Below are 20,822 nucleotides of genomic sequence, written 5' to 3'. Positions count from 1 at the left end.
CCCTGCGTAAGCATTTTTTCTGCAACTAAAGAAAAGATCAAGTTAAAACATGGGGAAAGTTTTGTTCATTGTTTTTATGAACAATGAACAAAACAAGGGTCTATCAGTCATTCATTTCTTCGTCATGGGCTTTGTGTTTGCTTTCCCATTTATCCATTAGTGCGGAAAACTTTGCTTTTTGTTGGGCATTGAGCACATTGTAAATCTGATTTTTCATCATGATTTTTGTTTTCATTGCGGAGGCTATAATTTCTTTCTTTTGTTCAATGAGCTTATTGAGTTTGTCTTCATCTATTTTTTCTGATTGGATAAGCTCTTTTATTTGGCTGCGAATGTTTTTCATGTCTGCTTCATTCGCGCTCATGTCTTTTTGGGCTTGCTCTTTAATGGCTTTGATTTTGGCTTGTTGATCAGCAGTTAAGTCCAGTTCTTGACTCAGCTTTTGAAGACGCATACAAGGACATTGTCCACCGTTTTTGTCAGCAAAGCTCGGAGCACTGAATGCTAAAGATAAAGCCAAGGCAGGCAGTAAAATCATTTTTTAATCATCTTAATCTTCCTTAAGTTTGGTTAGTAATATCATTACCTTGCAATAGGCACTCAGTAGTATAGACATTCTGAAAAATTTTCCAAGTTATCATTAATTTATTTGTTATTGAAAGTAAATTGCTGATAATCAGTGATTATGGTATTATTCCTGCGCTTTTAACGACACACACGTTTCGACACATGCAGTAGGGTCCTGTTTTGCAATAGTTAAGCATGATGGGTGCTGTATGGGAAATGTGGAGGCTTAACCCTGGAGAAAAATAAAATGAACTTAAGTATGCGTGAATTACTGGAAGCGGGAGCTCATTTTGGTCATCGCACTCGTTTTTGGAATCCCAAGATGGCTGAATATATTTTCGGTTCCCGAAATAAAATTCATATTATAAATTTAGAAAAAACAATGCCCATGTTTAGCGACGCTTTGAATTTCATTGGTCGCCTTGCAGCAAACAAAGCAAAAATTTTATTTGTTGGAACGAAAAGGGCTGCGCAAGACAGTATTCGCGAACATGCAAAACGTTGCGGCATGCCATACGTTGATCACCGTTGGCTGGGTGGGATGTTAACGAATTACAAAACAGTTCGCCAATCCATTTTTCGTCTGAAAGAACTGAAAAAAATGCGCGATGAAGGTGCTTTCGAAACGATGATTAAAAAAGAAGCCCTGATGTTGTCCCGTGAATTGGAAAAATTGGAGCGCAGCCTGGGTGGAATAGAAGACATGGGTGGTTTGCCTGATGCGCTTTTTGTCGTTGATGTTGGCTTTGAGCACATTGCTGTCGAAGAAGCACGACGATTAAAAATTCCAGTTATTGGGGTAGTTGATACCAATAATGATCCAGACCCGATTGATTATGTTATTCCTGCTAATGATGACTCCATGCGAGCGGTTGAAATTTATGTTCGTTGTGTCGCGGATGCCATCATTGATGCTCAACGTGGGAATACGGTTGGCGGGGTATCTTCTGATGCTGAATTTGTTGAAGTTCCTACAGAGAAAGATTCTGAAGAAGCAGCTAAGTAATCTGCTTTAAATGAGTGCACGAACATGTGCACTTTTTTCATATCTCTTGCTGCATCATTGGCTGCAAGAGTTAAGTTCAGCCTGAATAATATGCAGTTGGGCTGCATACGGTAGCCCGCAATTCCCTAAGTTGGGAGGCTTAAGCCTTTCAAATCATTCAGGTTGACTCAATGATAATCTACGGAGAAATGAATTATGACGATTAGTGCTGCCCTGGTAATGAAATTACGTGAGCGTACTGGTGCCGGAATGATGGAATGTAAGAAGTTTCTGGTTGCCACCAATGGTGATATTGAACAAGCAATTATTGAAATGCGTAAAGCAGGTCAAGCTAAAGCAGATAAAAAAGCAGATCGAGTGGCTGCTGAAGGAATAATCGTTATTGCCCGTTCTGCAGATGGACGAAAAGCTACGATGCTTGAAGTTAATAGCGAAACTGATTTTGTGGCACGAGATGGTAATTTTGTCCAGTTTGCCAATCAAGTGGTTGAAACGGCTCTGCATACCCACGCAGCAAATGTCGACGCATTGGCTAATGAAACACTCGTTGGGCATCAAAGCAAAGTTGAGCAAGCAAGACAAGAGCTGATAGCAAAAATTGGTGAAAACATTAAACTGCGTCGCCTTGAACAGATGCAATGCGATGGTGTTATTGGTTCTTATCTGCATGGAAGTCGTATTGGTGTGCTGGTCGCGATGAAAAATGGCGATGAATCTCTGGCTAAGGATATTGCAATGCACATTGCCGCCAGCCGTCCTTTGGTGGTTAGTCGTGATCAGGTTCCAGCAGATGCCATTGAAAATGAGCGTGAAATCTTTACTGCACAAGCGCGTGAAAGTGGCAAGCCACAAGATATTATTGATAAGATGATTGAAGGACGTATCAGCAAGTTTGTCGATGAAGTAAGCTTGCTCGGACAACCTTATGTGAAAGATCCAAATAAAAAAGTAGGGCAGTTATTAAAAGAAAAAAATGCTGAGATTATGGCATTTACTCGTTATGAAGTTGGTGAAGGTATCGAAAAGAAAGAAGATAACTTTGTCGCTGAAGTAATGGCTCAGGTTCGTGAACAATGATGAATGACAATCAACCAAAACTGAAGTACAAGCGCATTATTTTAAAGTGCAGCGGTGAAGCATTAATGGGTAAGGCGCAGTTTGGTATTGACCCATCCATTTTGGATAAAATAGCCAATGATGTTGCTAAACTTATCCAGATGGGTGTGGAAGTTGGTTTGGTTATTGGTGGCGGAAATTTATTTCGCGGTAAAGCGTTGTCAGAAGCAGGACTTGGTCGAGTAACCGGAGACCACATGGGTATGTTGGCCACGGTTATGAATGCCCTGGCTTTGCGAGATGCGCTTGAACGAATTGATTTGCCGGCAAGAATCATGTCAGCAATTCCCATGCTGGGAGTTGTTGACCCGTATCATCGTCGGAAAGCAATGACCCATTTACGCAATGGTCATGCCGTAATATTTGCTGCAGGCACAGGTAACCCATTTTTTACAACGGATTCTGCTGCTTGTTTGCGTGCTATTGAAGTGGGCGCTGATATTGTATTAAAAGCAACAAAAGTGGATGGGGTTTATTCGGACGATCCAGTTAAGAATCCTCAGGCGGTTCGTTATGATTTTTTGACTTATAGGGACGTGTTAAGCCAGGGATTACAAGTCATGGATGCTACTGCGATTTGTTTGTGTCAGGAGCATGGAATGCCTTTGCAAGTTTTTAATATGTCAGAGTCAGATGCTTTAAGTAAAATTGTTATCGGTGAGCGCATTGGAACTATAATAGGAGCTAACCATGATCAATAAGATCAAACAGGATGCAGAAAAGCGAATGCATAAGACCATTGAGTCATTACGGCATGAAATGACTAAAATCAGGACCGGACGCGCGAACGCCAGCCTATTGGATCATGTGCAGGTGGATTATTATGGTAGCCTTACGCCATTAAACCAGGTGGCGAATGTGACGGTCAGCGATGCTCGCACTTTATTGGTAACACCATGGGATAAAGCGATGGTAGCTGCTATTGAAAAAGCTATTCTGACTTCCGATTTGGGTTTAAATCCAGCGACTGCCGGAACAGCCATTCGAGTACCTATGCCTCCCTTAACGGAAGAGCGTCGGAAGGAAATGATTCGCGTTGTTCGCGGAGAAGCTGAGCAAGGGCGTGTTTCCATTCGTAATATTCGGCGAGACGCGAATACCCAGCTCAAAGAAATGGTTAAGGAAAAGGAAATTTCTGAAGACGATGAGCGTCGTGGTAATGAAACGATTCAAAAATTAACCGATAAATACATTGCCGAAGTGGACTTGGTTTTAGCTGAGAAAGAAAAAGATTTGATGGCAATTTAGAGGCTATTGATAGTTAGCTTCAGTACTTACGTGCCGCGACTTGTGCGCGGCACCCAGCGTGCGTTAATTTTTATTTGCTGACACCATTTAGTTGGCGCTTTCCTTTAAATAAACCTGCGCAACCAACCACTGAGATTTCAATGTCAGTTAATGACCAATTAAATCTCGGCGATGCATCCCCAATGCGAATCCCAAGATAATTGTTTTAATTGCTGATTTTTTTTTAGCAATTTTGCCAGTGCCAGAGCGTTTTCTGTACGGGAAGCCAGGATAACCATGTTGGCGCTTCCTTTAACAGGCAGAGAGATAATCGCTTGCTTGAAATGAGTGCGGATGTGTTGGAGTACCGGCCATTGTTCATGTAAGTTTGCTAAATTGATGGCAAGTGTTCCTTCCGGAAGTAAAAGTCTGCGGCAATGCTCAAAAAAAAGGTCATTATTGCAATGTTCGGGGAAGGCGTGTGCATCCGATAAGTCAATCATGATGTGTTGATAGGTTGCTTGGCTATCTTGTATAAATAAATTTGCATCCTGATGAATGATTTTCAAATGTTTCAATCGATCCAGCATGAAATAAGTATGAGCGAGTTCAATAATTTCATTATCATACTCTACAACATCAAGTTGAAAATCCATAAGATGGGAAGACAATGCATGAGCAACGCCCGCACCTCCCAAACCTAACAGACAACAATTTGCTGGTTGCGCACGCACACCGACCGTTAACGGTTTAATATAATCAAGAATGGGTTTTCCCGGATGATGGCGATTAATTAGGGTTTGTATGTCATCATTGCCCAACGTTAGCCAACGGTACAAAAGATTTTGATGCACTTTAATACCTCGGGAGGAATGATAAATGCACCGTCCGCCAAACGTCTTTCGTCGTATTTTGTTCATGATGACAGGACTTAGTTAAAAAAACGTTCATCAACATTTTCCAGCTGGAAAGGGTAGATGCTGCCCAAATTAAGTATAGTTGTTAATTCATCAAGTGCTGAGAAACATTCATTAATCAAGGCAGGATCATCCAGATCATTAATATGTAATTGTGTGCGGTAATGTCGCTGAACCCATTTTTCCAAATCATCTAATAACTTATCATTAATCAAAATGCCTTGATGCATGGCCGCTAATTCCTGCACATTCAACGGAACTCGCAGGCGTAAGCAAGCAGGCCCACCCCCATTACGCATGCTTTGCTTAAGATCAAGATAATGTACTTCAGTAATGGGATTGGTATCATCAGCCAACATTTCGTCAATAAATACGCTGATTTGTTGATGATGTTGACATTCAATAGGCGCTATCAATGCCATTTTTTTCTTGCCATTCTCTGCAGGCAAGGTAATCAATTGGGAGTTAAATAAATAAGTATGGACTGCATCTGCAACTGAAATTTGTTTGGCACGGACTTCAATGATTTGCAAAGGAAAGTTTGCGAGGCGTTGTAATTCTTCTAATACATCGGCTTGTTGAAAAAAAGCTTCCTCATGAATCAATAAGGCCGATTCATTGACTACCGCAATAACGTCGTTATGAAATACTCCTTGATCGATGACTGCGGGATTTTGACAAGCGAATAAAACGTGTTGAAGATCAAGTTGGTGTTGACGAACTATGGCTTGTGAGGCTTCCAATGTTTGTCTGGCAGGGAAACGGCGAGGGCAGGGAAAGGAATTATTGACCGGCAAAGCTCGTTTCCCATATACAAAAAGGTTGATGCCTGGGTGGTCGTGAGAGGCACATATCCGGTTATGATTGGCGGCTCCTTCATCCCCTGTAATAAGCGTTTTAGGCAATGGTGGATGATGATGAAAAAACCGTTCATCAGCAAATATTTTTTTAATAATTGGTAAGAATAATCGGCTTCTTGATGGCGATGCAGATTTCCAACCAAATTGGCGGCAGTAAAGTGTACACGATGATTTTGAGTATCCAGACTTGCTGAGACTGTGGCAGCATTGGCGGTCCACATGCTGGAGGCTGAATAACACGCACCTAATAAATTAAGGTCGGCTTTTTTTGCCTGTTTTACAAGTTCCGCTGGTGAGCCATAAAAACCTAATTGATGTAATAAATGCAAATTGGGTCTTTGATGGGGCGGAAGTAAGGCCTGTTTTAATCCCATTTGGTGTAACAGGCGCATTTTTGCAATGCCTTGATGAGCGGCAGCGGCAGGATTGGCTGTGGTGAATGCATTGAAAGTCGAAGCAATATTACCCGCTGAAAGGCCTGCATAATGATGGCTTGGTCCGACGAGACCATCCATATTTAATTCATATACCTCCATGGAACTCTCCTGTATCTACTTTGATAGGATTGGATCAAAATAATTCAATTCCAGGCAATAATTTTTTAGGAGTTGATAATTGCGGTTGTTCCAGACTTGCAATAGGATAAACGCAATAATCTGCCGCAAAATAAGCACTGGGACGGTGGTTGCCGCTATGGCCAATGCCACCAAATGGCATATTACTTGCCGCTCCAGTGGTTGGTCGGTTCCAATTAATGAGTCCGGCACGAATCGTGTGATAAAATTGCTCATAGCGTTCATAATGGTCCGTTATAACTCCTGCGGCCAAACCATATTGAGTTTGATTAGCAAGAACAAGCGCGTCTTCAAAATGGTGGTAACGATAAATTTGCACGAATGGCGCAAATATTTCTTCATCGGCGGGATGTTTAACTTGGCTCATATCCATGATCCCCGGAGAAAGCAAGCCGGTATTGTCTACAAGTAGAGACATGGCAAGCAGTGAATTGCCTCCGGCTGTTTTTAACTGCTCTTGAGTTTTAAGATGAGTTAAAGCATGAGCATGGCGAATGACTGGGCCCATGAATGGTTCAGGGGTTTCTGTAAATTGCCCCACACGGATTTTTTTACAGGACTGAATGAAATGCTCCAGAAATTGGTCGCCGAAATGATCATCTGGAATCATCACTCGTCTTGCACAGGTACAACGCTGCCCGGCAGTGATGAACGCAGATATCATGGTATGGTATAAGGCTGCTTGCATGTCTTTTACTGTATCGATGATCAGAGGATTATTCCCCCCCATTTCCAGGGCAAGAATGATGTCTGGCCTTTTACTAAATTGTTGATGAATGGCTAATCCGGTTTTATAACTGCCCGTGAAATAAACGCCTTGAATATCCTGTTGCAATAATAGTTGAGCGCTGGTTGCATCCCCTTGAATGCCATTAAGAACACCGCCAGGCAGTCCACTGTCATGCCAGCATTGCAGAATCAACTCTGCTACAGCCGGTGCTAATTCACTTGGTTTATAAACCACAGTGTTGCCGGCCAGTAAGGCAGGAACAATATGGCCATTGCTCAAATGGGCAGGGAAATTAAATGGTCCCAGCACCGCGACAACGCCATGCGGTTTGTAACGTAAATGGCCTATGGTGGTGTCAGGGTTGCTTATTTTTTTTCATCAGTACGTTCTTTATAAGCTTGAATGGACAAATTAATCTTGCCAATCACAGAACTGACTTCAGTATCTGCTTCCCATAAGGGTTTTCCCGTTTCAAGTGCAATTAAGTAAGTTAATTCCTGGCGCTTCATTTCTATCTGATTGGCGAAATTTTGTATATAATTTGCCCGAGTAGAAAAATCATGGCGAGACCAGAAGGGCAAGGCTCGATGAGCGGAGTCAACGGCAGCAACCACCTCTGCTGCTGTTGCACTCCTTCCTTGCCAAATAGAATTTCCATCGGCTGGATTAACCGAGATAAATGAAGGTCCGGAGCCGATGGTCCAATGTCCGTCAAAATAATGAGAGAAGTTATTTTTTTTTGAATAATTCATTATGATTGCCTTAAAAACCTGCTTGATCGATTTGTAATGGAACAATACGTACACAATCGTTGCGCTCTACTTGCAATAATTCCGCTGTTTCTTTACTGATAATACAGGAGCTTTGAGTCTCATTAAAAATGACTTGGCATATGGTTGCCCGAAAGTCCAGTTGAGTATTAGCTATAATAAATGCCTTACTGCTGACGTCGTCAATAATATTTTTTACGGTCATGACTCTACTGGCTGCAACGGTGTGAATTCTTTTCCTAGGTACTTCCAGCGTTGGGCCAGCATCGAAGATGTCTACATAATTATTGTAGCGAAATCCCTCATGCATCAGGATATTCATGGCAGGGACGGTTGATTGATGTGGCTTGCCAATAACTGCCTGAGCGGCAGTATCAATTAATTTTACATACACTGGGTTTCTTGGCATGAGATCCGCAATGAATTGTTTATTGGTTGATATGGTCAATCGATCTGCTTCTGCAAAAGACATGTGGAAAAAATGACTGCCTATTGCATCCCAGAAAGGAGAATTCCCCTCTTCGTCTGAAATACCGCGCATTTCTGCAATGACCTTAGATGCAAAACGATGAGGGTAGTGCGCCATAAATAAAAAACGGGCTCTGGACAGCAATAAACCATTGTTGCTGTGACGATAGCCAGGATCTAGAAATAGGGTGCAAGTTTCACTGCATCCCTGATTATCATTGACCAGGCTTAATACCTCATAATCCGTACGAATGTTTAAAGAATGACAAATTCGGGTACGTTTTGACAGTTTGTAGGAATAAAAAGGGTTGTCATGTCCAGTCAAGGCTTCAAGGGCTGACGTTCCTACCACTTGATGGGTGGAAGGATCTTCGAGCACAAATAAATAATATTCATTATGAGGATGATTAACGGTTTTAGCAAAAGAAACGGTTGACCATTTGAGGCGTTTACTTAACAGCTCCATGTCATTTGGCAACGTGGTTAAGCCAATACCGCTGTGTTCTGCCAAGTGATAAATTGCAGGTAAATCAGTATCTTTTGCACTGCGAAATAGCATCATGGTCATCATGTCCTTAAGATTTATGATTTTCCGGACAGTTCTTCGAGGCCACCCTGTGCCAAATCGACCAGTAATAAAGCATTTAATGTGGCGCGCTCAACAAGACTGTCAAGCAATATATATTCATTCGAGCTATGAATGTGTCCGCCGCGGACTCCTAATGTATCAATGACCGGTAAACCATAGCGTGCCAGATTATTCCCATCACAACAACCACCACTGTCTTGCCAGTCAACCGTCAAATTAAGTTCCTCGCCAATGTGCTGGATTCGTTGAAACAATCGTTCTGTTGCGGGTGTTACTCGTTTAACTGGCCTACCAAAATCACCGTGAACCGTCAGAGAGTAATCGTCTTGTTGTAACTGATTAATAATTTGATCAAGTTGATCGCGAACCCATCGTTCATCTTCTGGTTGGCTGATGCGTATATCCAGCTTGGCCACTGCTTTATCAGGAACAACATTCAGAGCGTCTCCACCTGCGATTTTACCAATATTAATGGTCACCCCTTCTTTTTTACCATTTAATGCATCGACTGCAAGGATGGCATTTGCCAAATAACAAATGGCGTTTCGTCCCTCATGAAATGCGCGGCCTGCATGGGCTGCTCTCCCAGTAGCAATGAGTGTTAATTTACCACTTCCTTTGCGATTTTTTGCCAGCATGCCATCTGCCGTCATGGCAGGCTCATAGACCAAAGCAGCTTGATAATTGGGGGCAAGTTCATCCAATAAAGCACTGGAGGCTATTGAACCGGTTTCTTCATCGGCATTAATAATGACATCCCAACCTAATTTGGTTGCAAATGGCGTTTTTTCAAATGTACTCAGAGCATGCAACATGACGACTAACCCTCCTTTCATGTCTGCTACTCCAGGACCAATCAGATGGTTTTCGTTTACATACGTTAGAGTTTGAAAAGGGTGGTGGGCGCCATACACGGTATCCATATGGCCACTTAAAAGAATACGCCGTTTCAACTCTGGTCGTTTTCTTATATAAAGAATATTGCCAGAAGTTGTCATGGTTGCTTTGCCAGCCATATTGATGGTTGTTACCGGAGGCATGCTACGTGATTGAATTTCATCTGCTAGAGGAATATAAACAGAATGAAGGGCTTGATGCATTGCTTTTAATCCGGGAAGGTTATCGGTTCCAGAATTAATTTCACAAAATTGGTGCAATTGTGCAATCATCATTGAATGGTTTGCACGCACGGAGTGTATAAGTTCTGGTAATGAGTTGAGCATGTTGAGACTCGTCTGCGAAGACTATGACCTTATCTTAAATGATACGCCGCCGCAAGTCAGCCTAGGCAGATATAAGTTAAGATCATGATTTTACATTTAGATTACATTATAAATGAAGCGGAAGAAAACAAAGTACAGCATTCCTGTTGCCAAATTGGACGTAGGAACGCTGTTAGAGTCATTTTGTTACCCAAGACTGCATTTATTTTGCACGTTTGGTAAAGAGCCAGCGTCTTACTTATTGAATGTTTCCCATAATGCGACATGAGCCCCGGTAGGATCTGTGATAATGGCAAATTGACCAAATTCTCCTACTTTTGTAGTGGGAACTTTAATGGTGGCACGATGTTCTTGTACTTTTTTTAAGCTGTTTTCGAGGTTGTCCACTAAAATATAACTCATCCAGTGGGGTGGAATTTGTTTAGACTGATCTTGAGGGATTTCCCAGATACCCGCAAATTCTTTTTCACCGGATTTAATCATGGTGTAGGTTGAGCCATTCATTGAGTGGTCAGAAAATTTCCAGCCAAAGGCATTACCATAAAATTCTTTTGCTGCCTTGACATTGGGCGTTGCCAGTTCATTCCAACAAAACTCTCCTATCTTTGGTCCATTAGACATATTATATCTCCTGTTATTTTGAAGTTTAATTGACATTTAATGACATGAAGCGAGAATAGGGTATGGTTTAGGTTATATTTAAAAAAATGTCAAATGATGTTAGGAGGCTGCATGCGTAATATTATTGAGCAGGCCCACGAGCAGTGGCGTCCTATCCTGCATGAAGCACTTGATCAGGTGGCTGATGATTATCTGCAACAACTGGACACTAGCCAGGATTGGCTGCCGGGCAAGAAAAATTTATTTGCAGCATTTAGTATGCCTTTGACTGCGACTCAATATATCCTTTTAGGAGAGTCGCCATATCCCCGGGCGCAATCGGCAAATGGTTATGCATTCTGGGATAATTCTGTAGGGTCGTTGTGGAGCTCGAATGGATTAAGCAAGGAAGTTAACCGTGCAACTTCTCTGCGTAACTGGATAAAAATGTTGCTTTATGCGCGTGGAGATTTGAAAAAGGAAGATTTTTCACAGCAAGCCATCGCCAAACTTGATAAGACGCATTATATAAAAACGGCAAAAGAATTATTCAATGCTTTTATGGATAAAGGATTTTTGCTTTTAAATGCTTCTTTGGTATATAGTGAAGGAAAGGTAAATTATCATGCTCGCCATTGGCGGCCGTTTGTTCATTGTTTATTTAGAAAATTGGCTGAATTGAAGCCATCCGTGCAATTAATCTTGTTGGGCCATGTGGCAAAACAGATTCCTGAAGCCAATCTTTTTCCAAGCCTTGTGGCTGAACATCCTTACAATATTAGTTTTATCACAAACCCACAAGTGGTGGCATTTTTTAAACCCATGGATTTACTAAGATATCATGAATAAAAAAACTACAATTGATTCACAAGAGATTGCTAAATTTGCGCAATTGTCTAGTCAGTGGTGGAATGAACATGGTCCACTTAAAACACTGCATGATATTAATCCCGCGCGCCTTCAATTTATTCAGAAATTTATTAATTTATCTGGGCAGCATATTTTGGATGTGGGGTGTGGCGGTGGAATTTTAGCTGAAAGTATGGCGAGATTGGGAGCAAAAGTTACTGGCCTGGATGCTGAAAAGGATGCAATTGCTGCAGCCAGTGCTCATGCGAATGAAGGCCATTTGAATATTCAATATGTATGTCAATCGATTGAGACGTTTGCGACAAAATTATTTGATGCAGTAACGTGCATGGAAATGCTGGAGCATGTTTCTGAGCCAGAAACAGTGATTGAACATTGTTCTCGTTTGGTAAAACCAGGTGGTTATTTATTTTTATCAACGATCAACCGGACGCCAGCGGCGTACGCAGCAGCAATCATTGCTGCTGAATATATTTTGGAATTGTTACCACGCCAGACTCATGAATTTAAAAAATTTATCAAGCCCAGCGAATTGGCAACCATGGTGCGGGAGGCAGGATTAGAACCTATTGCCATATCCGGTATGTCTTATAATCCTTTGAATCACAAAGCTTCCCTGCAGCAATCGGTCAGTGTCAACTATTTACTTGCTTGTCAAAAGTTATAGGAGAAGGTTTTATATGCGAGCTTTGTTTTTTTTATCCGTGTAACGTTGCTGATAACGCTGATAAGCGTATTTTGCTTGTTCATCTGTAACAACGTCCACCTCATTTCCAAACAAATCCACTCGTGCAACGTTAGCTTTTTGGCAGCTCAGGTAGGCGGGTGATGCACTATAGTAATTCAATGCCTCGCGCAAGGTTTTTTTACTAAAAGGTGGCGTATCAAGACGTTCATAAAAGTCAATGATGTCATCAAATATCCCAATTTTAAGAGGTTTAACTTGGCTTGCTTTTTTAAAAAAAGCTGCGGGGAAATGTTCTGTTAGCCAATCGATTGTTTTGAATTTATCTTTTTTAGCAATAGTTTGTTGGTTCATTTAAGCATCCGGTAGCATACTTCCCGACCTTAAATTATCACAACAGAGCGTTGCAAACAATCTAATTACTGGATAAGGGCAGCTAATAGGTATCATTTCCGCGCAGGCGGACATCTCTCTTTTATGATGGTTTTTTTGCAAGATGGATGTCCGCTTGCGCGGAAATGACTTAAATAAGATATAATACAATCAAAGTATAATTTTGCTCCAATGGCGGGCTGGCCATGATTATGGTTGTTTTCTTGTAGAGTTCCATGTCTTGCGTGAGTAAGTATTAATTTCTTAAATTGCTGTAAGAAATTTCTTGGTTTTTTTTAAGATATTGCTTAAATTGTGGTTTTATAGCTTTTATTTATTCATAACTATATGAAAAATATAAATTAATAGATTTAATATTGATAAATTTATCATAAATAATTTTATCAGCTTGCCTTGCATATAGGCAATTAGACTGCTAGATTTAAATAGGACTTCATGGATTGAAGCTCTTAAAAGGGATTTTTGATCAGAAGGAACTGATCTTCAAGGATGAATTGCAAGACACTATGTCTTGATTGGAAGACTGTGAAAAGCCAGGGCAATCCCTGGCTTTATTTTTTATGCGACTGCTGCGTAACCGGAATGAGATAAATATTTCCTATCAGGATAATAGGCAAATACAATGGAGCCGCCTTTGATTGTATTGATGACTGGTTTTGCCAGTGTTTGCGCAATGGATGGGCATCCCCAACTGCGTCCCGCACGCCCTGCTCTTTTGATAAAGCTTGGTTCTACATACCAGGCTCCATGGATAACGACGCGACGGCTGTAAGCATTATCATTAAAGCCTTTTTCCAAACCTTGCAGGTTTAATGAATACCCTTTTGAACCAAAATAAGTATCACGGGTTACATACGTTCCCAGGCTGGTTGCTTTACTGGAAGGAGTATTTGAAAAATGGTGAGGAATGTCTAATCCTGAGTTTTTTCCATGCGCAACATGGGTATTGTATAAAAGTTTTTCTCTATTGACATCAAACACCCACATGCGTTGTTTTGAAGATGGAAGCGAATAATCAATCACCGTAAGGACTGGTTTTTTGACCTTGCCTTTCTCTTTTGCCTTTTGATAGGCCGCTAGCGCCAATTTAAGCACTTTTTTATCAAGTGTGGGTGCTTTTTGGCTTAGATGCTTGACTTCTGTATTAACATCAAAAGCAGGTTTTGCAAAACTTGGTGTGCTTGATGTCATATTGCTAGTAAGTAGTGCTACTGAAATTAAAGTAAAAATCGTATTCATAGTACTCCATTTTCTAGTTAGTTGCCCTAAAGGAAATGCGGCTATTCTTCCATAAACTTGGGTATACGGGATACTAAAAATCAACGTATGACTTTTAGCCGCAATACAGTCTGAAAGCCATGCCATAGGCGCTTCAGAAATGGCGATTATATTGACAAGTGAGGCAAAAGTAAAATTATAAGGGTTATTATTGTCCATCAGGAAAAAACATTATTCAATTCAGTCAGTTATAAAACGGCTAATGGCCATATCTGGCCAAAATATATTTAATTTGTTTATATTTTTAGCTAAAATTAGCCTTATTCCCTCTTTTTTTAGATCGAAATTTGTTCAAAAAGAATTAAATTTTAACCATATTTTGGCTGGATTGGAGAGGTAGACGGTCAGTTTTATGAGTGAAAATTATAAATTTAATTTAATTTAAACCCAAATTAAATTATCCTTCTCGAAATTAAAATTCTTATTTGTTTTGGAGGCAATATGCTGGATAGGCGATCACTACAACCGCCCCAAGGGTTACGCGCCACAATTAATGATGCTTATCGTGAAACAGAGTTAAAAAGCATAACCCGTCTGATTGAATACGCTAGCCTGGACGAAGGGCAGGTGAAAGTAGTACAAGGCGTTGCATCGCGGTTGGTAGAAGCCGTTCGCCGTGAACGTAAAAAAGTACAGGAATTGATTCCTTTCTGACGGCGTATGCGTTATCCAGCAATGAGGGAATTGCTTTGATGTGTCTGGCTGAAGCCTTGTTACGAGTGCCAGATACTGCAACCGTTGACCGACTAATTAAAGATAAGATAGTCGCTGCAGATTGGGAATCGCATCGAGGTCAAAGTGCTTCGTTTTTTGTTAATGCTACGACGTGGGCATTGATGTTGACTGGCAAGGTATTATCGCCTGAAAAAGCTGAATCTGTTTTAAGTAAGGCTTTAATGAAAGTCATTAATCGTAGCAGTGAAACGGTGATACGCAAGGCAGTGGATAAGGCCATGCGAATTATGAGCAAACAATTCGTTATGGGACGTACTATTAAAGAAGCCTTGACGCGAGCGAAGAAAAAGAAGCCCGTGGTTTTCGTTATTCATATGACATGTTAGGAGAGGCGGCACTGACAACTGCAGATGCTGAGCGTTATTATGATGCTTATAGCAAGGCCATTGAAGCCATTGGAAAGCAAACATTAGGCAGAGGAAGCGTTTATAGTAATCCAGGTATCTCCATAAAATTGTCTGCCTTGCATCCAAGGTATCAAGAATCACAATATCAGCGGGTGATTAAAGAGTTAACGCCAAAATTGTTGGCTTTAGCGCAATTGGCGAAAAAATTTAATATCGCTCTTACCGTGGACGCTGAAGAATCAGAGCGACTTGATTTATCGCTTGATGTGATTGAGCGTGCTTTTACCGATCCCAGTTTGGATGGTTGGGATGGTTTTGGAATGGCTGTGCAATCTTATCAAAAAAGAGCTTTTTATCTTCTGGACTGGATTGCTGTTTTGGCCCGAAGCAGAGGCCGGCGTGTCATGGTGCGTTTGATTAAAGGAGCTTATTGGGATAGTGAAATTAAGAAAACACAAATGCAAGGGCTGCAAGATTACCCAGTCTTTACCAGAAAACCGTTTACGGATGTCTCTTTTCAGGCTTGTGCCAAGAAATTATTGACCATGACGGATGCAATTTATCCACAGTTTGCTACTCATAATGCTTATTCTGTCGCCTTGATTTTAAATTTGGTGGGTGATTATCGTGATTTTGAATTTCAATGTTTGCATGGTATGGGAACAGAATTGTACGATCAGATTGTACCTGCCAATTGCTACGGGATTCCTTGCCGTGTTTATGCACCAGTTGGTAGCCATGAAGATTTGTTGCCTTATTTAGTACGACGTTTATTGGAGAACGGTGCAAATTCATCGTTTGTAAATCGGATTGTCGATGATACAGCCCCCATCAGTCATTTGGTGGAGGACCCAGTCAATAAGGCCAGGAAATTACTTGGTAAAATTAATCAAAATATATTGTTGCCAGCCTCGATATTCTTGCCCGAACGAAAAAATTCAGCTGGCGTGGATTTGGCAAACAGGAATGTTGTGGCTGATTTGCAGCAACAATTAGCCAAAATGGATTTAACTCATTGGCAAGCATCACCCATTCTTGCAGGTAAGTCAAAAGAAAATAGCCAAGCGCATGACGTTGTATCTCCCCAGCACACTGATCATAAGATTGGGCAAGTTGTTCATGCCAGCATAGAAGACGTTGACTGGGCGCTGACTAAAGCAGTAGAAGCTTTCCCTCAATGGAGTAAAACTTCAGTAGAAACAAGGAGTAAATTAATTGAAAAATTTGCAAACCTGTTGGAAGAGCATCAGGCGGATTTTCTTGCTTTGGCAACGTTAGAAGCAGGAAAAACCTGGAATGATGGAATTGCTGAAATACGGGAAGCGGTGGATTTTTGTCACTATTACGTTGAAAAAGCACAACAAATGATGGCGAAGCCAGTACGTTTACACGGGTATACCGGTGAGTTGAACGAGCTTAGTTTGCATCCTCGCGGTGTCATTCTTTGCATTAGTCCATGGAATTTTCCTTTAGCCATATTTACCGGGCAAGTTGTTGCTGCTCTTGCGACGGGTAATTGCGTCATTGCTAAACCTGCTGAACAGACTTCACTCATTGCCTATTTGGCGGTGCAATTGATGATTAAAGCAGGGATTCCACCCGGTGTTATCCAATTATTGCCTGGACAAGGAGAAACAATAGGCGCCGCGTTAGTAGCTGATAAACGTATAAAAGGCGTTATTTTCACAGGTTCAACTCAAACGGCTGCGCACATTAATAAAACGCTGGCAACCAGAGGTGGTGAAATTATCCCGTTGATCGCCGAAACTGGCGGACAAAATGCCATGATTGTTGATTCTTCCGCATTGCTTGAACAAGTTACTATGGATGTGTTGACGTCCGCTTTTGGTTCTGCCGGACAACGATGCTCGGCATTAAGAGTTTTATACATACAAGAGGATGTATATCCGCGGTTCATTGAATTGCTTAAGGGAGCAATGGCTGAATTACGTGTGGGTGATCCTAAATGGTTGACGACTGATGTTGGTCCTGTCATTGATGAAGAAGCATTATCAACCTTGAAAAAGCATGTGGCGGAGTTGAAAAATCATTGTGGATTGATTTATCAATGCAAGCTTAATGACGATTGTCAACAAGGACATTTTATGCCGCCAACGGCGATAGCCATTGAGCATCTGAACATGTTGAAGAAAGAAGTATTTGGACCAGTGTTGCATGTCATTCGCTTTAAACGCAAGGATCTCGATGAAGTCATTGCTCAAATTAATAATACCGGTTATGGGCTGACTCTGGGCATTCACAGTCGTATTAATCATACCGTGGAGTACATTCGTCAGCGTATTCATGTAGGTAATTGTTATGTTAACCGTAATATGATTGGTGCCGTTGTCGGTTTGCAACCTTTTGGTGGCGAAGGATTGTCAGGTACTGGTCCAAAAGCAGGGGGACCTCATTATTTACAGCGCTTATGCCATGAAAGAACGTATACAGTGGATACAACAGCCGCCGGGGGTAATGCCAGTTTGATGTCCCTACCTGAAGACTAACGTGTTGTCTATAAACCAGTGCTGTTGCTCTATGATTGTCTGCCGTGGCCTGTTCACGGCACTTCAATAAAAGTCAATAAACCTAATAAACGGGTTCATTTTTTTTGGCCAAAAACCATGGTAGCAATACAAAGAGGAGTAGTCCGCCAATCAAAAACAATTCGAAAAACCATTTATTTTTAATTGGAATCTGGGTGGGGGGAATAAAACCGATCATGATCGCTATGCTGCAGCAACCTATGCCCAGGCCTGCGATAAGCCACATGATGACGTTTCCACCAGGAATTTTATAAGCACCCGATTGTTCAGGTCGGCTATATCGTAAGCGAATGGCTGCTGAAAACATAAACACATACACCAATAAGGCCATTTGTGCGCATAAATCACTTAAAATCCAGTACGCTGCATTAATTGAATCAAATAAAACAAATACACTACTTAATAACGTGAAAATGATTCCTTGAGTGATGAGAATGGCAACAGGCGCTCCATATTGGTTTACCTGAGCAAAGGCATGAGGAATGCAGCCGTCACGCGCAGCGACTAGTAATCCTTTGGTTGGACCAATGATCCAGGCAGAAACGCCGCTTAAGCCACCAAGGATAATGAATGCAGCAGTCAGCGACGTCATCCACGGCATATGATAGGAGTTAAAAAAAATAGCGTAAGCATCAATTAATCCCGACACAACGCTTAGCATGGAATTCGGAACCACAATAACAATCGCGAGAGATCCAAGCACTAACGTCGAAAATATGAGGATCGTAGAATACAAAAGAGCACGAGGATAATCTCGTTGAGGATTTTTTACTTCTTCCGCATGCACGGCCGACATTTCCATGCCAAGTAAACCAAACAATACGGCAGAAAATAAAGACAAATTTCCTAGCGAACTAAAATCAGGCGTCCATGAAATGGGAGCTTCAATAGCGAGAGGGCGACCTTGTAGTAGCCATACAATCCCTAAAATAGTAATACCAATCATAGGCAAAAGAGTTCCAATCGATGCCCCAATGATACTGACTAGACTGGAAATTTTCATGCCAAAACAATTAAGCAAAGTAAATAACCAGAATAAACTGATAATGGTTGCTAATAAATAAAACTTATGATTGGCCAATTGCGGAGCAAAAAGATAGGCAAATGTAGCGGCGATGAATGCAAGAATCGTTGGATACCAGACGACGTTATATATCCATTGCAACCAAATGGTAATGAATCCTGCCCGACGTCCAAATGCTTCACGTACCCATATATAAATACCGCCTGTTTCAGGGTAGGCCGTTGCTAATTCTGCGGCTACCAGAGCCACCGGAATAAAAAAGCAACTGCAGCAATTAAATAATAAGAAACGAGTGATAAGCCCAATTTTGCAGTTAATGGCAATGTCCGTAAGCTGTCAACGGCAATGACATTGATCATGACCAGTGAAAAAACACTTAAAACTCGTTTTGAATGACGCACTCGTAGCCCTTAGTGAAATAAAAAAATTAAGCCTAAACGTCGGAAAAGTATCAGGTTAATGGTTCAAATGCAATGAATGATAAAAATAATGATTTATTAAAATTGCCTCATAGTGACATGAGCATAAAAAACTAATGAGCGTTATACTTAAAATAATCCAACTGACATAATCATTAATTAAACCACTTTGTAATGACTTTAATTTCATGGATGGGGGTATGATTAGGATGGTTACTATATTTTTTAACCATTGAGAGCAACGATGACCAAAAAGTGCTAATAGTCCAACCAAGACTGCTCCAAATACGCCTATTAGTTCAATAAGATAATTGCTTGATGTATGCATGAGAGGCTTGTCATATAGAGGTGGTGGAGGTTGATTAAATACAACGGATGAATACCATCTCTGGTTTTGAAATTCTTGTGCGGCTTCATTCAGTAAGACATTAAATTGAGTGAAAGTGTTCAATACAAGAAGTGTCACCATTAAAATGGTGATGGGAATTAACATGGTTATAGGGGTCGCTTTTTTGGTGTGTTCTGTTTCTTGTTGTTGTGTGATATTTTTTACTGGTGTATGTATGGTTTGATGTTTGCCAAAGCCTATAAATATTCTTCCTGATGCTCGAATTAAGGCTCCACCTGTCAGCAATGTCTCAAAGAGTATCAAAAAAATAAACATTTCTTTTTCAAATGATGGCAAGGAAAGTTCAATTAAATTTTTTGCAGTAAAAACTCCCCAAACGGGAAACCCGCACAGCCCAATGGTTGCGATGAAAAAAAGCACGCCTATCAGTGGTATGGCTTTGCCTTTTCTCCATAATTCTAATTCGTCTACGCTTCCAAAGTGATGTAATAATATGCCAACACACATGAAAAGAATTGCTTTTAATAAACCATGGGCAAAAATGTAGTAGATTAAACCCTGCAAACCAATGGGAGTGAGCGAAGAAAGGCCTATTAGCATAACACCCGAGTTACTGATGGTTGAAAAAGCAAGCATACGTTTAAGAGAACGTTCCATAAAACACATCATACTGCCTACCAAAATGGTAAGTGCGCCAATAGTAAAAAATAGAATCAAGAACTGATGTTCTAATGGAAAGGATGGTTTAGCAAACATGGTCCAATAAATTCTTGCCAAACCATATAAACCAAGTTGTGCCATGATGCCAGAAAAAAGCACTGAAATGGGTGTGGGGGCTACAGTATGAGCATCAGCTAGCCAGAAATGAAATGGAACAATGGCGGCTTTAATTAAGAAGCCACTGGTGATTAAAATAAATGATGCGACCATTGATCCATTCATGGATTGATGTATGTATAGGTTCCCAACTTGAGCAAAATTTAAAGCCCCTGTTTGGCTATAAGTAAAACCAATTCCCAGAAGAATTAATATTCCTCCAAGAGAATTGGTTACGACAAAATTGAGTGATCCTTGCAGTGAGCTGCGCGATTCATTTTTGTATCCTGTTAATGCGTAAGCGGAAATGCTCATTAACTCAAAAAAAACAAATAAATTAAATAAATCACTGGTAAAACAAAAACCAAGCATTCCTCCTAAAAAAATCAATACCAGCGCATGAAATAAATTGCCGGCCGCTTCAAAGTAATGCCAACAATAAATGAAAACACACAACGTAAGCAGACTTGCCAGTGTCGCCAGCAAAGCTGCACTTAAATCAATAACAAATCCAATTCCAACGACCGTTTTCTGGATGGGGATATGGTTGCCAAACCAATAAACTAAGGGTGCTTTAAAGACCAGCAGCAGGCAAATTAAGGTGACCAGCAATGAGGTAATAATCGCTATTGAATCTAAAACGCGTCTTTTGAAAAAAGGCCCAATTCCCAATAATAAAATAGCAATTAAAAAGGAAAAAAAATAGGAAAAA

Annotated in this window: 14 protein-coding genes and 4 pseudogenes; 7 read left to right on the top strand and 11 right to left on the bottom strand. The window is 40.9% G+C overall.

From position 1 onward, the window contains the following. Positions 1-103 precede the first annotated feature (103 nt). Entirely contained in the window at positions 104-538 is a 435-nt protein-coding gene (locus LOA_RS07665; protein ID WP_025385823.1) for a Spy/CpxP family protein refolding chaperone, read from the bottom strand. A 276-nt stretch (positions 539-814) separates the two neighbouring features. Here LOA_RS07665 and rpsB point away from each other — a divergent pair, with 276 nt between their 5' ends. From rpsB to frr, 4 genes are all read left to right on the top strand, one after another. Beyond that, on the top strand, positions 815-1,573 hold the full coding sequence (gene rpsB / locus LOA_RS07660) for a 30S ribosomal protein S2 (protein ID WP_025385822.1): 759 nt from the start codon (positions 815-817) through the stop codon (positions 1,571-1,573). Between the two features lie 192 nt (positions 1,574-1,765). Next, on the top strand, positions 1,766-2,650 hold the full coding sequence (gene tsf / locus LOA_RS07655; protein WP_118996648.1) for a translation elongation factor Ts: 885 nt from the start codon (positions 1,766-1,768) through the stop codon (positions 2,648-2,650). Beyond that, the gene (gene pyrH / locus LOA_RS07650) at positions 2,647-3,390 is read left to right on the top strand and encodes a UMP kinase (RefSeq protein ID WP_025385820.1); all 744 of its coding nucleotides are present in this window, start codon (positions 2,647-2,649) and stop codon (positions 3,388-3,390) included. The genes tsf and pyrH overlap by 4 nt, the downstream gene beginning before the upstream one ends. Beyond that, positions 3,380-3,937 carry a ribosome recycling factor gene (frr, locus tag LOA_RS07645; protein ID WP_025385819.1) on the top strand — a complete coding sequence of 186 codons (558 nt, stop codon included), beginning with the start codon at positions 3,380-3,382 and terminating at the stop codon, positions 3,935-3,937. Before pyrH ends, frr begins: the two co-directional genes overlap by 11 nt. A 158-nt stretch (positions 3,938-4,095) precedes the next feature. Here the strand turns inward: frr and LOA_RS07640 are convergent, their stop codons facing one another. From LOA_RS07640 to LOA_RS07615, 6 genes and pseudogenes are all read right to left on the bottom strand, one after another. Continuing rightward, complete coding sequence (locus LOA_RS07640) at positions 4,096-4,770, bottom strand: spermidine synthase (protein ID WP_051398980.1); 675 nt, start codon at positions 4,768-4,770, stop codon at positions 4,096-4,098. A 77-nt stretch (positions 4,771-4,847) separates the two neighbouring features. Continuing rightward, positions 4,848-6,229: pseudogene (gene astB, locus LOA_RS07635) on the bottom strand (N-succinylarginine dihydrolase). A gap of 34 nt (positions 6,230-6,263) precedes the next feature. Then, positions 6,264-7,750: pseudogene (gene astD / locus LOA_RS07630) on the bottom strand (succinylglutamate-semialdehyde dehydrogenase). A gap of 10 nt (positions 7,751-7,760) precedes the next feature. Further along, positions 7,761-8,798 (bottom strand): arginine N-succinyltransferase, encoded by a 1,038-nt coding sequence (locus tag LOA_RS07625; RefSeq protein WP_025385817.1) that lies wholly within the window; start codon positions 8,796-8,798, stop codon positions 7,761-7,763. 20 nt (positions 8,799-8,818) lie between these two features. Then, positions 8,819-10,048, bottom strand: a complete 1,230-nt coding sequence (locus LOA_RS07620; protein WP_025385816.1) for a hydrolase — start codon at positions 10,046-10,048, stop codon at positions 8,819-8,821. A 234-nt stretch (positions 10,049-10,282) separates the two neighbouring features. Beyond that, complete coding sequence (locus LOA_RS07615; protein ID WP_025385815.1) at positions 10,283-10,669, bottom strand: VOC family protein; 387 nt, start codon at positions 10,667-10,669, stop codon at positions 10,283-10,285. A 111-nt stretch (positions 10,670-10,780) separates the two neighbouring features. Between LOA_RS07615 and LOA_RS07610 the strand changes: the two genes are divergently transcribed. Further along, positions 10,781-11,497 carry a uracil-DNA glycosylase family protein gene (locus tag LOA_RS07610; protein WP_025385814.1) on the top strand — a complete coding sequence of 239 codons (717 nt, stop codon included), beginning with the start codon at positions 10,781-10,783 and terminating at the stop codon, positions 11,495-11,497. Next, the gene (gene ubiG, locus LOA_RS07605; protein ID WP_025385813.1) at positions 11,490-12,185 is read left to right on the top strand and encodes a bifunctional 2-polyprenyl-6-hydroxyphenol methylase/3-demethylubiquinol 3-O-methyltransferase UbiG; all 696 of its coding nucleotides are present in this window, start codon (positions 11,490-11,492) and stop codon (positions 12,183-12,185) included. The genes LOA_RS07610 and ubiG overlap by 8 nt, the downstream gene beginning before the upstream one ends. A 9-nt stretch (positions 12,186-12,194) precedes the next feature. On the opposite strand, the gene LOA_RS07600 is transcribed toward ubiG, so the two are convergent. After that, positions 12,195-12,557, bottom strand: coding sequence for a ProQ/FINO family protein (locus LOA_RS07600; protein WP_025385812.1), 363 nt, complete (start codon positions 12,555-12,557; stop codon positions 12,195-12,197). A 597-nt stretch (positions 12,558-13,154) separates the two neighbouring features. Beyond that, entirely contained in the window at positions 13,155-13,835 is a 681-nt protein-coding gene (locus LOA_RS07595; RefSeq protein WP_025385811.1) for a murein L,D-transpeptidase catalytic domain family protein, read from the bottom strand. A 480-nt stretch (positions 13,836-14,315) separates the two neighbouring features. Here LOA_RS07595 and putA point away from each other — a divergent pair. Then, positions 14,316-17,463 (top strand): annotated as a pseudogene (putA, locus tag LOA_RS07585) (bifunctional proline dehydrogenase/L-glutamate gamma-semialdehyde dehydrogenase PutA). A gap of 82 nt (positions 17,464-17,545) precedes the next feature. On the opposite strand, the pseudogene LOA_RS07580 reads toward putA, so the two are convergent. Then, positions 17,546-18,927, bottom strand: a pseudogene (locus LOA_RS07580) (APC family permease). Positions 18,928-18,982: 55 nt separating this feature from the next. Continuing rightward, on the bottom strand, positions 18,983-20,782 hold the full coding sequence (locus LOA_RS07575; RefSeq protein WP_025385809.1) for a proton-conducting transporter transmembrane domain-containing protein: 1,800 nt from the start codon (positions 20,780-20,782) through the stop codon (positions 18,983-18,985). Between the last annotated feature and the right edge of the window lie 40 nt (positions 20,783-20,822).

The organism is Legionella oakridgensis ATCC 33761 = DSM 21215 (assembly GCF_000512355.1).
Classification (GTDB): Bacteria; Pseudomonadota; Gammaproteobacteria; order Legionellales; family Legionellaceae; genus Legionella_A; species Legionella_A oakridgensis.
The sequence above is the reverse complement of the archived record's forward strand: the minus strand, read 5'-3'. Positions and strand labels throughout refer to the sequence as shown.

Coding starts and splice junctions, on each gene's coding strand:
- LOA_RS07665 (WP_025385823.1), bottom strand. CDS start 538: ATGATTTTACTGCCTGCCTTGGCTTTATCTTTAGCATTCAGTGCTCCG.
- rpsB (WP_025385822.1), top strand. CDS start 815: ATGAACTTAAGTATGCGTGAATTACTGGAAGCGGGAGCTCATTTTGGT.
- pyrH (WP_025385820.1), top strand. CDS start 2,647: ATGATGAATGACAATCAACCAAAACTGAAGTACAAGCGCATTATTTTA.
- frr (WP_025385819.1), top strand. CDS start 3,380: ATGATCAATAAGATCAAACAGGATGCAGAAAAGCGAATGCATAAGACC.
- LOA_RS07625 (WP_025385817.1), bottom strand. CDS start 8,798: ATGATGCTATTTCGCAGTGCAAAAGATACTGATTTACCTGCAATTTAT.
- LOA_RS07620 (WP_025385816.1), bottom strand. CDS start 10,048: ATGCTCAACTCATTACCAGAACTTATACACTCCGTGCGTGCAAACCAT.
- LOA_RS07615 (WP_025385815.1), bottom strand. CDS start 10,669: ATGTCTAATGGACCAAAGATAGGAGAGTTTTGTTGGAATGAACTGGCA.
- LOA_RS07610 (WP_025385814.1), top strand. CDS start 10,781: ATGCGTAATATTATTGAGCAGGCCCACGAGCAGTGGCGTCCTATCCTG.
- ubiG (WP_025385813.1), top strand. CDS start 11,490: ATGAATAAAAAAACTACAATTGATTCACAAGAGATTGCTAAATTTGCG.
- LOA_RS07600 (WP_025385812.1), bottom strand. CDS start 12,557: ATGAACCAACAAACTATTGCTAAAAAAGATAAATTCAAAACAATCGAT.
- LOA_RS07595 (WP_025385811.1), bottom strand. CDS start 13,835: ATGAATACGATTTTTACTTTAATTTCAGTAGCACTACTTACTAGCAAT.